A 14,456-nucleotide genomic window follows, 5' to 3' on the forward strand; every position below is an offset into this window, starting at 1 on the left:
CTCAGGCGTCCGCGTCGGCGGCGGCCCGCGCGCGACGACGCTCGCGGAAAGAGCCGAGCGCGAACCCGACGACGCCGGCACCGAGCGCCGCCTGGAGGGCGAACAGACCCGACTCGACCTCGCCGCCGGGCTGCTGCCACAGCGGCTGGAACCACGGCCGGTAGCCGGGGTCGATCGCCTCGATCGAGCCGGTGGCCGAGGAGTCGGTGCCGCCGAAGTCGCCGCGCTGACCGCCGAGGAGCAGCGCGACCACGAAGATCGCGACCGCGGCCGCGAGCAACGAGAGGTTGATGATCGCCCTACGCATGCCGGGCCTCCTCGACCTCGTCGCCGTCGACCTCGGTGCCGGGGATGCCGAGCTCCGGCTCCTCACCGCGATCGGCTCCGAACCCGAGACCGCGCAGCTCGGGCCCGGCCCACGAGCGCAGGGCGTTCATGAGCAGGACGCCGACGAGCCCCTCGACGATCGCCAGCGGGATCTGGGTGAGGGCGAAGAGCCCCAGGAACCGCTCCCACGAGGCGAGGAAACCGCCCTGCGGGTCGGGGAACGCCAACGCCAGCTGGGTCGAGGTCATCACGTAGGTGGCCAGGTCGGCCACGGCGACCGCGCAGAAGATCGCCACGCTCCACGGTGCGAAACGCAGCAGCCGGTAGACGCCGTAGCCGGCCCACGGTCCCGCGACCGCCATCGACATGATGTTGGCGCCCAGCGTGGTGAGTCCGCCGTGGGCGAGCAGCAGGGCCTGGAAGAGCAGCACCACCGACCCGAGTGCCGCCATCACCGGCGGCCGGAACAGGATCGCCCCCTCACCGGTGCCGGTGGGGTGCGAGGAGCTGCCCGTGACCGAGGGCAGCTTGATGGCCGACAGCACGAACGAGTAGGCCCCCACGGCGCCGAGCAGCAGCTTCGACTCGGGGTGGGTAGCGGTCGTCCGCTTGATCTCGCGGACACCGTGGGCGACGAAAGGGACGGCCGCCGCCGTCCACGCCGCAGCATGCAGAGGGGGCAGGAAGCCCTCGGCGATATGCATAGCGCACACACCTTCCCGGGATGACGCGTCCCGATCGGAACCAGCCCCCGAGTTCCTGACTCGCAGAAGTCCTGCTCACAGTGGCGCGACCGTCCCGGATTCTCACCGGGTTCCTCGTCCTAGGACTGGCTCGGCGACCTTAGCAGTGCTCGCAGGCCGGCGCATGCGAGCACGGCGCCGATGCCGACGCGTCGGGCCAGGACGGCCGTCCGCGGGACGTCGTCGGGTTCGACGGCGCGGCCGGACCCCATGATCGCGCGGTGCTCGACACGGTCGCCGTAGACGTTCGTACCGCCCAGGTGCACCCCGAGCGCGCCGGCGAACGCGGCCTCGACGACCCCCGCGTTCGGGCTCGGATGCCCGGCCGCATCGCGCCGCCACGTCGCCAGGACGACGCCGGCCCGCTCTGGGGCCGCCACCGCGGTCAGCAGCCCGGCGAGGCGGGCGCCGGGCAGGTTCAGCAGATCGTCGACGCGTGCCGAGGCCCACCCGAACCGCTCGTAGCGGGCGCTGCGGTGGCCGACCATCGCATCGAGCGTGTTCGCCGCGCGATAGCCCAGCAGCCCGGGCACACCGGCGATCGCACCCCACACCAGCGGCGCCACGACGGCGTCGGAGGTGTTCTCGGCTACCGATTCCACCACCGCCCGCGCGATCTCCCCCGGCCCCAGCGCGGAGGGGTCGCGGCCGACGAGGTGCGTGAGCCGCTGCCGTGCCGCGGGCAGGTCGCCGTCGGCGAGGTGGGCGTGCACCGCCAGCGCCTCGCGCTCCAGGGAGCGGCCGCCCAGCACCGCCCAGGTCGCCACCGCCGTCACACCGATCCGCCACCCGCGCCACGACGGCCGCTCCAGCAGGACGCCGAGGCCGACCGCTCCGCCGACGAGCACGCCCGTGTGCAGGACGCCGCGGGCGCGGTCGTCGGCGTACCAGCGGGCCTCCAGCGCGGACGCCGTCCGCCCGAAGCCGGCGACCGGATGGAAGCGCCGCGGGTCGCCGAACGCCCGGTCGAGCGCGAAGCCGAGGGCGAGTCCGAGGGCGGAGGACACCCGCTCCGCCTCAGCCAAGGCCGGCCCCCACCGGCACCCCCACCAACACCACCGCGAACGCGATCTCGACACACGCGCCGAACACGTCTCCGGTCACCCCGCCGAGCCGTCGCACCGCCCGCAGCACCACCAGGCAGACGGCGGCGAGGGCGAGGGCGACGGCGAGCGGGCCGTGCCACCAACCGACGCCGGCCCAGCTGACGGCGACACCGGCCACCGCCGCCGCGAGGATCCAGACGAGGACCGTGAGCACCGGTGCGACGCTGCCGACGTAGGTACTGCCGAGTCCGTCCGCACGCGCCCCCGGAACGCCGCGCAGGCAGCACAGGCTCAACGCAGCCCGGGACACGCAGGTCGCGACGCCCACGACCACCGCCCCTCGCGCTCCGGTCGAGGCGAGCAGGGAACCCGTAGCGGCGGCCTGGAGTCCGAGCACGATCACCAGCGCGGCCACACCGGCGGGGCCGGCCGTCCCGGTCTTCATCACCGCGAGCGACCGCTCGCGGTCGTAGGAGGCGGTGAGCCCGTCGGCGAGGTCGGCGAGCCCGTCGAGGTGCAGCGCCCGGGTGCCGAGCGCCAGCACCCCCACCACGACCATCCCCGTGACGAGCGGCGCCACGTCGAGTTCGACAGCACCCCACGCCACCAGAGCGACGAGGACGGCGAGCGGCGCGACCGCGAGCGGCGCCAGCACCATCGCGATCCCGGCGCGCCGCCGGTCGACCACGACAGGCGGGGCGACCCGCAGCACCGTCAGGGTGCCGACGGCCAGCCGCCAGGCGTCGCGCAGCACGCCCGCCTCCGCGCCCATCGCCGGGTCAGGCCCCGAGCTCGCTGAGCAGCGCCACGTCGCGCAGCAGCGCGACCGCGCTGCGCAGCACCGGGACGGCGGCCACCGCACCGGAGCCCTCGCCCAGCCGCAGGCCGAGATCGAGCAGCGGCTCGAGGCCGAGCTTGGCGAGCGCGAGGCTCTGCGCCGGCTCGGTGGAGCGGTGTCCGGCGGCGTACCAGGCCACGGCACCGGGTTCGATGCGGTCGGCGGTGAGCGCACATGCCACGCTCATGAGGCCGTCCAGCAGCACCGGGACGCCGTCCTGGGCCGCCCCGAGCAGGTAGCCGGTGGTGGCGGCGAGGTCGGCGCTGCCCAGCGCGGCCAGGGTCTCGATCGGGTCGGCCACCCGCTCCCCCGCCCGCGTCAGGGCTGCCTCGAGGACGGCGACCTTGCGGGCCAGGCCCTCGTCATCGACACCGGTGCCCCGGCCGACGACCTCGGCGGCCGGCAGCCCGAGCCCGGCCGCGATGAGGGCGGCGGCGGGAGTCGTGTTGCCGATGCCCATGTCGCCGCTGAGCAGCACCTGGGCTCCGGCGGCGATCTCCTCGCGGGCCACGGCGGCGCCGGCGTCCAGAGCGGCGCGCACCTCGGTGGCGCTCAGCGCGTCCTCGAGGTGGATCGCGCCCGAACCGCGGCGCACCTTGTGGGCCTGGAGGGCTGCGCGGACGTCGTCGGGCAGGTCGTCGAAGTCCTCGTCGACGCCGAGGTCGAGCACCCGCACCTCGACCCCGTGGGCGGTCGCGACCGCGCTCACGCCGGCCCGTCCGGCGAGGAACGTGCGCACCATCGCGCCGGTGATGGCGGGCGGGAACGCCGAGACGCCGTGCGCGGCCACGCCGTGGTCGCCTGCGAAGATCACCAGCCGCACCGCGCCGGGCCGGTCGGGCTGCTCGGGTGGCACGCGGCCCTGGCAGGCGGCGAACCAGACGCCGAGCTCTCCGAGACGGCCGAGCGCCCCGGGCGGGGTGGCGAGCGCGGCCAGCCGCTTGGCCGCGTGCTCGCGGGTCACATCGGAGGGCGGGGACACGTAGGGCATCAGACTCTCGATTCCTCGAGCGCGGCCAGCAGCCGCGCGGTGGTGGCGGGCGGACGGACGGCGATGCGGCACCAGGTCGCATCCAGTCCGGGGAAGGTGTCGCAGCGGCGCACGGCGATGCCGTGCTCGCGCAAGCGTTCACGGGTGCCGGCGCCGAGCCGGGCCAGCACGAAGGAGGTCGACGACGGCACGACCTCGACACCGCGCGCGGCGAGCGCCGCGACGAGCTCGGTCCGCCACGCGGCGATGTCGGCCGCGCGCGCCCGTGCCTCCGGCGCGGCCTCCGGGGCCAGGCAGGCGCGGGTGGCCGCGATCGCGGCCGTGGAGACCGCCCACGGCACCTGGAGGCGGGCCAGTTCGGCGACGATCTCGGCTCCGGCGAGCACGTAGCCCGCCCGGACGCCGGGTATCCCCCACAGCTTGGTGAGGCTGCGCAACACGACGACGTCCGGCGGCGCCGTCCGTGCCAGCGAGGCGGCCTCGTCGGGGACGGCGTCCATGAACGCCTCGTCGACCACCACGACACGGCCGGGACGCCGCAGCGCGAGCACGGCCTCGGCCGGGTGCAGCACGCCGGTGGGGTTCGTCGGGTTGCCGACGACCACAAGGTCGGCGTCCTCGGGCAGCAGGGCCGGGTCGAGCGCGAAGCCCGTCTCCGCGGGCAGCAGCACGGGCGTGACCCGGTGACCCGCGGACTCCAGCGCGGCATGGGGTTCGGTGAACTGCGGATGCACCACCACCGGCCGCCGCCAGGGCCGCAGCCGCGCGATCAGGGTGAACGCCTCGGCCGCCCCCGCCGTCACCAACACCTCCGTCGCGGGCCGGCCAGCATGGGCGGCGACCGCCCCCACCGCCGGTGCGACGTCGGGGTAGGCGGCCGCCTCCCCGATCGAGGCGTGCAGCGCGCGGTCGAGCCACTCCGGACGCGGGCCGGGATGCACGTTGACGGCCAGGTCGAGGAGGTCTCCCCCGACCTCGCGGTCGCCGTGGTGGCGCAGCGGATCGGCCACGCCGTCGGCGGTTCCGGAGCCCGCGCCCGCGCCCGAGGCGACGGCGACGGCCTCGGCGAAGCGCTGCGCGAGCTGCGGGTACCCGGCCCAGTGCACGTGCAGGTAGGAGGCGTGCAGCCGCGGCCCCGCAACGCCCGTGGGGGCGCCGTCGACGATCCAGGCCGCCGGCTCCGTGGCGACCGGATCGGTGACGGTGCGATGGAACTCGTGCGCGCTCACCCGCTCGCCGCGCCGCGTCAGCAGCGAATCGGAGGCCGCGGTGGCCACCGGGTACCGCAGGGTCAGTCGCGGCGACATCGTCGCCGCCAGCGGCACCGCCCCGGCCATCGGGACACCGTCGAGCGTGCGGCACAGGTAGAGCAGCCCCGCACACTCGGCGACCGTCGGGACGCCGTCGCCCACCGCCTCGCGCACCCGCGCCATCAGCCGCGCATTGCCGGCGAGCTCGCCGGCGTAGACCTCGGGGAAGCCGCCGCCGAGATGCACCCCGGCCACGCCGGCCGGCAGGTCCTCGTCGTGCAGCGGATCGAAGGGCACGACGTCGCAGCCGGCGGCCCGCAGCAGCTCCTCGGTCTCGGGGTAGCGGAAGGTGAAGGCCCGCCCGCCGGCGACGGCGACGACCGGACGCCGTCCGGAAGCGACCGGCCGCACCACCGCGGACGGGTCCCACGGCACAGCGTCGAGGTCGGGCGCGGAGGCCGCGATCTCCAGCAGGGCTGGGAGATCGAGGTGGGCTGCCACCTGCGCGCCGAGCCGCTCGATGAGGGCCGCGGACTCACCGCGCTCGGCCACCGGCACCAACCCGAGATGCCGCGAGGGCGAGGCGAGCTCGGCGTCGTAGGGCAACCGCCCCACCACCGGCAGCCGCCAGCTCGCCAGCGCGCGGGTGATCTCCTCGGTGTTGCGGTCGGAGCCCGCGCGGTTGAGGACGACGCCCGCGATGCGCACCCGCGGGTCGAAGACGGCCATGCCGGCGGCGATCGCGGCCGCGCTGCGCGAGAGCCGCCCGCAGTCGATCACCAGCACCACCGGGGTGTCGGTGAGCCGGGCGAGATGGGCGGTCGAGGCGAAGCCGTCGGTGCCCAGCCGACCGTCGTGCAGGCCCATGACGCCCTCGATGACGGCGATGTCGGCCAGGTCGGCCAGTTCGCCGCGTTCCGGGGTGCTCGCCCCGTGCAGCAACAGCGGGACGACGAGGTCCTCGCCGACCAGGTGCGGGTCGAGGTTGCGTCCCGGTCGCCCGGTGGCGAGCGCGTGGTAGCCCGGGTCGATGTAGTCGGGGCCGACCTTGTGGCCGCTGACCGTCAGGCCGGTGGCGCGCAGGGCGGCCATGAGCCCGGTGGCCACCGTCGTCTTGCCTTGGCCGGTCGAGGGGGCGGCGATCAGCAGCCGCGGCAGGCTCACCATTCGATGCCCCGCTGCCCCTTCTGGCCGCGATCCATCTGGTGCTTGACCTTCACCATCTCGGTCACGAGGTCGGCGGCCTCGACGAGCGCCGGGTGCGCCCGGCGTCCGGTCACCATCACGTACTGACGGCCGGGCCGCTCGCGCAGCGTCGTCACCACGTCGTCGACGTCGACCCACCCCCACTCCATGGGATAGGTGAACTCGTCGAGCACGTAGAGGTCGTGGCGCTCCTGCGCCAAGCGGCGCTTGACCTCCGCCCATCCCTCGGCGGCGTCCCGCGCATGGTCGTCCTCGGTGCCGGGGCGCCGCGACCACGACCAGCCGGCGCCCATCTTGTGCCACTCGACCGGCCCGCCGACGCCGTCCCGCTCGTGCAGCACGGCGAGCTGCTCGAAGACCGTCTGCTCGCCGATGCGCCACTTCGCCGACTTCACGAACTGGAACACCCCCACGCGCCAGCCCTGGTTCCAGGCGCGCATCGCCATGCCGAAGGCGGCCGTCGACTTCCCCTTGCCGTCACCGGTGTTGACCATGATCAGCGGCAGGTGTCGCCGTTGGGCGGTCGTGAGGCCGTCGTCGGGCACGACCTCGGTGCGTCCCTGCGGCATCTCAGGCCACCCGCGCCCGGACGACGCCGGCCAGTGCGGCGGCCGACACCTCGGCGAGCGGCAGGTGCTGGGCACCGAGACGGGCCGCGAGGTCGCGAGCCAATCCCAGACGCATCGGGCCGCTCTCGCTGTCGACGACCACGGTCGCCACGCCCAGTGCCCGCAGGTGATCGGCAGCCATCCGGCTGCGGGCGACGGCGTCGGCACCGGCGGTGGCCCGACCGTCGGTGACGACGACGAGCAGCGGCCGCTGCCCAGCGTCGCGGCGACGCTCGCGGACGACGACACGCGCCGCCTCGTGCAGCCCCTCGGCGAGCGGGGTGCGCCCGCCCGCGGGCAGGTCGTCGAGGCGGGCGGCGGCGACGTCGACCGAGCCGGTGGGCGGCAGGGTCTCCTCGGCACCGGTGCCGCGGAAGGTGACCAGGCCGATGCGGTCGCGGCGACGGTAGGCGTCGAGCAGCAGCGAGAGCACCGCCGTCTTCACCTGCTCCATGCGGCGCCGAGCCGCCATCGAACCCGAGGCGTCGACGCACAGCAGCACGAGGTTGGCCTCACGGCCCTCCCGCACGGCGCTGCGCACATCAGGGCGGGCCAGGCGCAGCGGATCTCCGATGCCGCGGCCGCGGCCCGGCTGGGCGCTCGCCGCGGCCCGGATCGTCGCGGGCAGGTCGAGCGCCGTGACCGTGCCGGTGACCGGCCGGGCGCCCACACGGCGTCCGCGCTCGCCGCGCGCACGGCTGCGGCGTCCCGGCGTGCCCGTGCCGAGGCCCTCGACCCGCAGCAGCCGCGAGGCGTAGGGCGCCTGCGCGCGCTGGGTCGTCGTGGGCACCGGTGCACCGGCGGGCACCTCGGCCTCGGCCGGGTCGCCGTCCGCCGGGCCCGGCTCGCCCGGCTCGGCCGGCTCGGCACCCGGCTCGCCCGGCTCGGCACCCTCCGGCTCGCCACCCTCACCCGGGGGCGGCTCGTCCGGCGGCGGGTCATCGTCGCCCAGCAGCGCGTCGAGCAGCTGCTCGTCGAGCCCGGGCTCCTCGAACGGCAGCCGGCGTCGCCGGTGCGGCAGCGCCAGCAGGGCGGCGCGGCGCAGGTCCTCACGGGTGACGGCCGTGCGCTCGTGCCAGGCGGCGTGGGCGATCGCGGTGCGGGCGAGCACAAGGTCGGCGCGCAGCCCCTCGACCTCGAAGGCCGCGCAGATCTCGGCGATCTTCAGCAGCGCCGCCGTCGACAGCTCGACCCGGTCGAGGGCGGCGCGGGCCGCGAGGATCCGCGCGGCGACGTCGGCATCGGCGTCGGCGAAGCGGGCGGTGAACCCCGACGGGTCGGCGTCGAAGGCCATCCGGCGGCGCACGACCTCGGCCCGCAGTGCCGGGTCGCGGGGCGCGGCCACCTCGACGGTGAGACCGAAGCGGTCGAGCAGCTGCGGGCGCAGCTCCCCCTCCTCGGGGTTCATCGTGCCGATGAGCACGAACCGGGCGGCGTGCTCGACCGAGACGCCGTCGCGTTCGATGCTCACCCGGCCGGTGGCGGCCGCGTCGAGCAGCAGGTCGACGAGGTGGTCGTGCAGCAGGTTGACCTCGTCGACGTAGAGGACGCCGCGGTGGGCGCGGGCCAGCAGACCGGGCTCGAACTCGACCCCGCCGCGGCTCAGCGCCGCCTCCAGGTCGAGCGCGCCGACGACGCGGTCCTCGCTGGCGCCGATCGGCAGCTCGACGACGCGGGCCGGGCGGTGCACCCGCGCGGCGTCATCGGCGAAGGGGGCGTCGGGTGAGGAGGCGAGCTCGGCGGGCACGGCCGGGTCGACGGAGAACCGGTCGCCGACGACGACCTCCACCGGCGGCAGCACCGCGGCCAGGGCGCGCACGGTGGTGGACTTCGCGGTGCCCTTCTCGCCGCGGATCAGCACGCCGCCGATCGCGGGGCTGACGGCGGTGAGCACGAGCGCGAGGCCCATGTCGTCGAGGCCGTCGGGGGCTGTCGGGTCGCAGCCGAGGACAGCGGAAAAGGGATAGTGCACAGGCATGGAGGCTCCCGCTCGCGTTGCCGGATCATCAGGACGGCGCGAGGCCGGTCTTCGGACTTGCCGAGTCCCCCTCGCAGATGCGCAGGGGCCCGGTTCACCGCAGCGGGCCTGTGCCGGAATCTCACCGGCTTCCCAGATTCTCCCTCTCACCCAGCGCCGCCGTTTCCGACGTCGTGGCCTCGAGGGCACCTCGTGCGGCGCTCACGATAGCGTCCCCGCACGTGGAGCTGATCGACGTGGTGGGAATCGGCGCCGACGGGTGGGACGGCGTCCCGCTGCGGCTGCGCGATCTGGTGACCGGCGCCGACGTCCTCCTAGGCGGGGAACGGCATCTGGCCCTGGTGCCGCCGATCGACGCGCAGGAGCGCCTGCCCTGGCCGCGGCCCCTGCGCGAGGCGCTGCCCGGCCTGATCGAGACCCTGCACGGACGCCGCGTGGTGGCCTTGGCCTCCGGCGACCCGTTGGTCTCCGGCATCGGCACCACCCTGCTCGGCCTGCTGGGCCCCGACCGGGTGCGCATCCATCCGGCGGTCTCCTCGGTCGCCCTCGCACGCGGCGTGCTCGGCTGGCCGGCCGAGACCACCACGGTCGTCAGCGTCGTGGGGCGCGAGGTCGCCCTGCTCGCCCGCGAACTCGCCCCGGGCCATCGGGTGCTCGTGCTGTCCTCCGACGAGCACACCCCCGACGCCGTCGCGGCGCTGCTCGTCGAGCGCGGGTACGGCGCCAGCGTTCTGCACGTGCTCGGCGATCTCGGGGCGCCCGAGCAGTCGCACCGCACGACGACCGCCCAGGCCTGGCAGGGGCCGGCGCCGCGTCTGCACGTGCTCGCCCTCGACCTGGTCGGGCCGCCGCTGGCCGGCTGGAGCAGCGGTCTGCCCGACGACCTCTACGAGCACGACGGGCAGCTCTCCAAGCGCGATGTGCGTGCCTCGGCGCTGGCGCGGCTGGCGCCGTCCCCCGGCGGGCTGCTGTGGGACGTCGGCGCCGGGGCGGGGTCGGTGGGCATCGAGTGGATGCGTGCGCACCCCACCTGTCGCACGATCGCGATCGAGGGGAACCCCGAGCGGGCCGCGCGGATCGCCCGCAACGCCGCTGCTCTCGGCGTCCCCGGGCTGCGGGTCGTCGAGGGCCGCGCGCCCGAGGCCCTGACCGGGTTGACGGCACCCGACGCCGTCTTCGTCGGCGGCGGCGCCACCGTGCCCGGCGTCCTGGCCGCCTGTCGTGCGGCGCTGCGCCCCGGCGGCCGCCTCGTCGTCCACGGGGTCACCCTGGAGACCGAGCAGGTGCTCGCGCGCAGCTACGCCGAGCACGGCGGCGAACTGACGCGCCTCGCGGTCGAGACCGCGGCCCCGGTGGGCACCTTCACCGGGTGGACGCCGGCCCGCGCGGTCACGCAGTGGGCGTGGCGGAAGCAGGGCTGACCCGCTCCCGCTCGGCGCAGTACAGGTGCGACTCCCCCGCACCGTGGGGGTCCTCGCCCACCGCGCGGCCGACCAGGATCACCGCGGCCTGGCGCAGACCGGCCGCCTCGACGGCGTCCGCGATGTCGGCCACGGTGCCGCGCAGCACGAGCTCCTCGGGCTGGCTGGCGCGGTGCACCACGACGACCGGGCAGTCGGGCCCGCTGATCGGCGCCAGCCGTTCCATGAGGGCCCGGGTGCGGGTGATCGCCAGGTGCAGCACGAGCGTCGCGCCGGTGCGCGCGAAGGCCTCCAGCTCCTCGGTCTGCGGCATCGCTGTCGACCGCGCACGGGTGCGGGTCAGCACCACCGACTGGGCGACCAGCGGCACCGTCAGCTCGCGGCCGATGCGGGCCGCGGCGGCGGCATAGGCCGGCACCCCGGGGACGACGTCCCAGGGCACGCCGGCGGCGTCGAGGCGACGCGTCTGCTCGCTGAGCGCGGAGTAGACCGACAGGTCGCCCGAGGCGAGCCGGACGACGTCGCGGCCGGCGGCGTGCGCGCGCACGAGATGGTCGGTGATGGCGTCGAGGTCGAGATGCTGGGTGTCGACGAGCTCGGCATCGGGCCCCACGTGGGCGAGCACCTCGGGGTCGAGATAGGTGCCCGGGTAGAGCACGAGATCGGCCGCGGCGAGCAGCCGGGTCGCGCGCACGGTCAGCAGATCGGCCGCACCGGGGCCTGCTCCGACGAAGTGGATCGTCATGGCCCCTCCACGAACCGCGGCGTCCAGACCCCGGCGGCACCGACCCGCGTGGAGGAGGCGCCGATGATGAGCAGGCACTTCATGTCTATGCCGGCGGGGTCGAGGTCGGCGAGCGTGGTGACGGTGAGCGACTCCTCAGCGCGGCCGATGTCGCGACCGACGACCACGACCGTGTCGGGCTTGCGGTGCTCGCGCAGCACGTCGACGGCCCGCCTGATCTGCTCGGTGCGCGAGCGGGACGCCGGGTTGTAGAGGCCGAGCACGAGGTCGGCCTCGCTGACCGCGCGCAACCGGTGCTCGATCACCGGCCACGGCTTGAGCCGGTCGGAGAGCGACATGACCGCGAAGTCGGCGCCGATCGGCGCACCGGCGCGGGCGGCGACGGCCTGGATCGCGCTGACGCCGGGCAGCACCCGGATCGCGACGTCGGCGAAGACCGGGTCCTCCGCGGCCTCGAAGACCGCGGCCGCCATCCCGAACACCCCGGCGTCGCCGCCGGAGACCACCGCGACCCGTTCGCCCCGCAGGGCGAGCATGAGGGCGGCTCGGGCGCGATCGACCTCGACGGTGTTGCCGGAGGCGTGCCGGCGCAGGCCGGGCCGTTGCGGCACCCGGTCGAGGTAGGGGCCGTAGCCGACGACGTGGTCGACCTCGGCGAGCGCGGCGGCGACCTCGGGCGTCGTCCAGGCCTCGGGGCCGGGACCGACGCCCACGACCAGCAGTTCGGCAGGTGCGCGCTCGGGTTCGGCGGCGAGCACGGGCACGACCTCGTCGCGGCTGCGGCGTCCATGCAGGGAGTCGCCGGTGACGACGATGAGCGAGAAGTACGGCACCCGCTCGGCGTCGACCTCGGTGACCCGCACCCAGTGCTCCTCGGGCATCGAGGCGCGCTCGACGTAGAGGGCGTGGTCGAGGCGTCCGGCGGCCTCCAGGGCCCGGCGGACGGCGGGGAAGGTGCGCCCGAGCTTCATGATGACCGCGCCGTCGGTGTCGGCGAGCCGGCGCGCGAGCTCGGGTTCGGGCAGCGTGCCCGGCAGCACGGTGAGCACGTCGGTCTGCCGCACGAGCGGGCTCGCGGTCGTGGCGGTGGCCGCCAGGAACGCCGGCACCCCGGGCACGATCTCGGTCTCGTAGGTGGCGGCCAACCGGTCGTGCATGTACATGAACGAGCCGTAGAACAGCGGGTCGCCCTCGGCGAGCAGGACGACGTCGCGGCCGGCGTCCAGGTGCGCGGCGAGCCGGGCGGCGGACTCCTCGTAGAAGGCCGCCATCGCGCCGGTGTAGCCGCCGGGATGGTCGCTGGTGCCGGTGGTGACGGGGTAGGTGAGCTGCTCCTCCACGACCCCGGCCGGGATGAGGTCGGCCGCGATGCGCCGGGCGTTGGAGGCCTTGCCGACGCCTGCGTGGTAGGCGATCACGTCGGCCTCGGCGATGAGCCGGGCGGCCTTGCGGGTGATCAGCTCGGGGTCGCCGGGGCCCACCCCGACGCCCGCGAACCGGCCCGTCACTCCTGCTCCTGGGCGAGGGCGTTGAGGGCCGAGGAGGTCATCGCCGAGCCGCCGCGGCGCCCGCGCACGGTGACGAAGGGGATGTCAATGCCGTGCCGTTCGGCGAAGAGCTCCAGCTCCTCCTTCGACTCCGCCGCCCCGATGAAGCCGACCGGACAGCCGACGATGGCCGCCGGCCGCGGGGCGCCGTCCAGGAGCATCTCGAGCAGGTGGAACAAGGCGGTCGGGGCGTTGCCGATGGCGACGACGGCGCCCTCCAACCACGGCTCCCACAGGGAGACCGCCGCCGCGCTGCGGGTGGTGCCCCAGCTGCGGGCCAGCTCGGGCACGCGCGGGTCGTTGAGCAGGCAGCGCACGTCGTTGTCGCGGGGCAGGCGGCTGCGGGTGACGCCGGTGGCGACCATGGTGGCGTCGCAGAGGATCGGCGCGCCCGCCTCGAGTGCCGCCCGCGCTGCGCTCACCAGTCGCGGGTGGACGACGAGGTCGCGGGCGAGGTCGACCTGGCCGCTGCCGTGGATCATCCGCACGGCCAGCTTCTCGGCGTCGTCCGGGACGCCGGACAGATCGGCCTCGCGGCGGATGGTGGCGAAGGAGTCGAGGTAGATGTCGGCCCCCTGCTCGATGTAGGCGAACCGGCGCGCCGGGCGCCGCGGCGGCCCCTCCTCGCCATGGTGCCGCGGCACGAGCACCCCGCGCCACGGCGTCACGACCACCTCCTCGGCGCTGCCGACGGCCGTGTCGAGTTCGGCCCGGCTCCAGCCCTCCTGCGGCACCTCGTGGTGTCGCCCGGCCGGGCCCGCGCCGTAGGGCAGCGGCCCGGACGGCGCCGGCAGACGCGGGTCGGGGGCCGACGGGACGACGAGCGGGAAGCCCAGCTCCTCGATGTGCCACGGCGCCTCGGGGCCCGTGCCGCGAGCCTCCAGGAACGCGCGGGCCAGCACGACGAGCCGCACCGCCGCCTCGGCCACCGGCACGACCGCACCCCAGTGCGTGCCGACCCGCAGCTGCACGGTCGCGGCGTCCAACGCCACCAGCCCGAGGTCGCACTCGCGGTCGATCAGATCGCCGCGGCCGTCGTCCAGCACGAAGAGGAACCGGCCGGGGAGGGCGGCGAGCAGATCGTCCTCGCACAACCGGCGATCGAGGTCCTCGACGACGGGTCGCAGATCGAGGCGTCCACCGGCGCGGCCGGTGGCGGGGGACGCCAGCACGTTGCGCACGAGCTCGTGGCGCGGGGCCGGCAGCAGCCCGGTGGCGGCGAGATCGGCGCGCACCTGCGGGTCGAGCCGCCCGGCGCCGTCGTCCGGCAGGCCGCGCACCTGGAGGTTGGCGCGCGAGGTGAGGTGCAGGCGTCCGTCGCCGTGACGCTCGGCGACGGTCAGCAGGGCGCGCAGCGCCTCGGCGCGGACGACGCCGCCCGGTACTCGCAGGCGCACGAGGAGGCCGTCGTCGGCGGGCCAGGGGCGATCGACGCCCGGGCAGCGGTCACGGCGGGTGCGGACGGAGGGAGACGGCACGAGGGTCCCTTGCGGTCGAGGACCCTGGGCGCGGGGTCCTGGCTGACCTGACGGCGATCGCCGCCAGCACCAGCAGGTCTTCGGACTCGGGATCCATCGGGTCGGAGCGCCTTCCCAGGGTCGCGAGGACCCCAGTGGCTGCCGTGCGGCGTGCCCCGCCCGTCACCCATACCGCTGCGCGTCAGTCCCGGATTCGCACCGGGTTCCCTGACTCCACAAGGGAGTGCGACTGGCGCGGTGAGCGTACAACGGGTTGACCGACGCGGGCATCATCGACC

The 14,456-nt window shown here is 75.5% G+C and carries 12 protein-coding genes, 1 pseudogene and 3 riboswitches; of the genes and pseudogenes, 1 reads left to right on the top strand and 12 read right to left on the bottom strand.

The window, feature by feature from the left end:
• Nucleotide 1 precedes the first annotated feature (1 nt).
• The 8 genes from ABD671_RS18675 to ABD671_RS18710 all read right to left on the bottom strand — a co-directional run bounded on the left by ABD671_RS18675 (nucleotide 2) and on the right by ABD671_RS18710 (nucleotide 8,987).
• Entirely contained in the window at nucleotides 2-307 is a 306-nt protein-coding gene (locus ABD671_RS18675) for an energy-coupling factor ABC transporter substrate-binding protein (protein ID WP_344734959.1), read from the bottom strand.
• Complete coding sequence (locus ABD671_RS18680) at nucleotides 300-1,031, bottom strand: energy-coupling factor ABC transporter permease (RefSeq protein ID WP_344734960.1); 732 nt, start codon at nucleotides 1,029-1,031, stop codon at nucleotides 300-302. The genes ABD671_RS18675 and ABD671_RS18680 overlap by 8 nt, the downstream gene beginning before the upstream one ends.
• 28 nt (nucleotides 1,032-1,059) lie before the next feature.
• A riboswitch (cobalamin riboswitch) is annotated at nucleotides 1,060-1,173 on the bottom strand.
• Nucleotides 1,151-2,077 (bottom strand): cobalamin biosynthesis protein, encoded by a 927-nt coding sequence (locus ABD671_RS18685; protein WP_344734961.1) that lies wholly within the window; start codon nucleotides 2,075-2,077, stop codon nucleotides 1,151-1,153. Its footprint overlaps the riboswitch before it by 23 nt.
• A gap of 10 nt (nucleotides 2,078-2,087) precedes the next feature.
• Entirely contained in the window at nucleotides 2,088-2,888 is an 801-nt protein-coding gene (locus ABD671_RS18690) for an adenosylcobinamide-GDP ribazoletransferase (protein ID WP_344734962.1), read from the bottom strand.
• 7 nt (nucleotides 2,889-2,895) lie between these two features.
• Nucleotides 2,896-3,945, bottom strand: a complete 1,050-nt coding sequence (gene cobT, locus ABD671_RS18695; protein WP_344734963.1) for a nicotinate-nucleotide--dimethylbenzimidazole phosphoribosyltransferase — start codon at nucleotides 3,943-3,945, stop codon at nucleotides 2,896-2,898.
• On the bottom strand, nucleotides 3,945-6,362 hold the full coding sequence (cobBC, locus tag ABD671_RS18700; protein WP_344734964.1) for a bifunctional hydrogenobyrinic acid a,c-diamide synthase/histidinol phosphate aminotransferase CobBC: 2,418 nt from the start codon (nucleotides 6,360-6,362) through the stop codon (nucleotides 3,945-3,947). The genes cobT and cobBC overlap by 1 nt, the downstream gene beginning before the upstream one ends.
• Entirely contained in the window at nucleotides 6,356-6,970 is a 615-nt protein-coding gene (gene cobO / locus ABD671_RS18705) for a cob(I)yrinic acid a,c-diamide adenosyltransferase (protein ID WP_344734965.1), read from the bottom strand. Before cobO ends, cobBC begins: the two co-directional genes overlap by 7 nt.
• 1 nt (nucleotide 6,971) lies before the next feature.
• Complete coding sequence (locus ABD671_RS18710; RefSeq protein ID WP_344734967.1) at nucleotides 6,972-8,987, bottom strand: VWA domain-containing protein; 2,016 nt, start codon at nucleotides 8,985-8,987, stop codon at nucleotides 6,972-6,974.
• 25 nt (nucleotides 8,988-9,012) lie between these two features.
• A riboswitch (cobalamin riboswitch) is annotated at nucleotides 9,013-9,156 on the bottom strand.
• Nucleotides 9,157-9,208: 52 nt separating this feature from the next.
• Between ABD671_RS18710 and cbiE the strand changes: the two genes are divergently transcribed.
• Nucleotides 9,209-10,408: a precorrin-6y C5,15-methyltransferase (decarboxylating) subunit CbiE gene (gene cbiE, locus ABD671_RS18715; protein ID WP_344734968.1), complete on the top strand. Its 1,200-nt coding sequence runs from the start codon at nucleotides 9,209-9,211 to the stop codon at nucleotides 10,406-10,408.
• Here cbiE and ABD671_RS18720 read toward each other — a convergent pair.
• The 4 genes and pseudogenes from ABD671_RS18720 to ABD671_RS18735 form a co-directional block, all read right to left on the bottom strand.
• Nucleotides 10,377-11,153 carry a cobalt-precorrin-4/precorrin-4 C(11)-methyltransferase gene (locus tag ABD671_RS18720; RefSeq protein ID WP_344734969.1) on the bottom strand — a complete coding sequence of 259 codons (777 nt, stop codon included), beginning with the start codon at nucleotides 11,151-11,153 and terminating at the stop codon, nucleotides 10,377-10,379. The genes cbiE and ABD671_RS18720 overlap by 32 nt on opposite strands.
• A complete protein-coding gene (locus ABD671_RS18725) occupies nucleotides 11,150-12,661 on the bottom strand; it encodes a precorrin-2 C(20)-methyltransferase (protein WP_344734970.1) in 1,512 nt (503 codons plus the stop codon). Before ABD671_RS18725 ends, ABD671_RS18720 begins: the two co-directional genes overlap by 4 nt.
• Nucleotides 12,658-13,284: a precorrin-8X methylmutase gene (locus tag ABD671_RS18730; RefSeq protein WP_425574937.1), complete on the bottom strand. Its 627-nt coding sequence runs from the start codon at nucleotides 13,282-13,284 to the stop codon at nucleotides 12,658-12,660. Before ABD671_RS18730 ends, ABD671_RS18725 begins: the two co-directional genes overlap by 4 nt.
• 687 nt (nucleotides 13,285-13,971) lie before the next feature.
• Nucleotides 13,972-14,178, bottom strand: a pseudogene (locus ABD671_RS18735) (hypothetical protein); the annotation flags it as partial.
• A gap of 54 nt (nucleotides 14,179-14,232) precedes the next feature.
• Nucleotides 14,233-14,427: riboswitch (cobalamin riboswitch) on the bottom strand.
• Between the last annotated feature and the right edge of the window lie 29 nt (nucleotides 14,428-14,456).

This window comes from Nocardioides fonticola, from assembly GCF_039536805.1.
GTDB classification, from domain to species: Bacteria; Actinomycetota; Actinomycetes; order Propionibacteriales; family Nocardioidaceae; genus Nocardioides; species Nocardioides fonticola.

Bases quoted from the DNA above. Each gene is read 5' to 3' on its own strand.
- cobBC (WP_344734964.1), bottom strand. From the start codon at position 6,362: ATGGTGAGCCTGCCGCGGCTGCTGATCGCCGCCCCCTCGACCGGCCAA.
- cobO (WP_344734965.1), bottom strand. From the start codon at position 6,970: ATGCCGCAGGGACGCACCGAGGTCGTGCCCGACGACGGCCTCACGACC.
- ABD671_RS18690 (WP_344734962.1), bottom strand. From the start codon at position 2,888: ATGGGCGCGGAGGCGGGCGTGCTGCGCGACGCCTGGCGGCTGGCCGTC.
- ABD671_RS18680 (WP_344734960.1), bottom strand. From the start codon at position 1,031: ATGCATATCGCCGAGGGCTTCCTGCCCCCTCTGCATGCTGCGGCGTGG.
- ABD671_RS18675 (WP_344734959.1), bottom strand. From the start codon at position 307: ATGCGTAGGGCGATCATCAACCTCTCGTTGCTCGCGGCCGCGGTCGCG.
- ABD671_RS18720 (WP_344734969.1), bottom strand. From the start codon at position 11,153: ATGACGATCCACTTCGTCGGAGCAGGCCCCGGTGCGGCCGATCTGCTG.
- cobT (WP_344734963.1), bottom strand. From the start codon at position 3,945: ATGCCCTACGTGTCCCCGCCCTCCGATGTGACCCGCGAGCACGCGGCC.
- ABD671_RS18710 (WP_344734967.1), bottom strand. From the start codon at position 8,987: ATGCCTGTGCACTATCCCTTTTCCGCTGTCCTCGGCTGCGACCCGACA.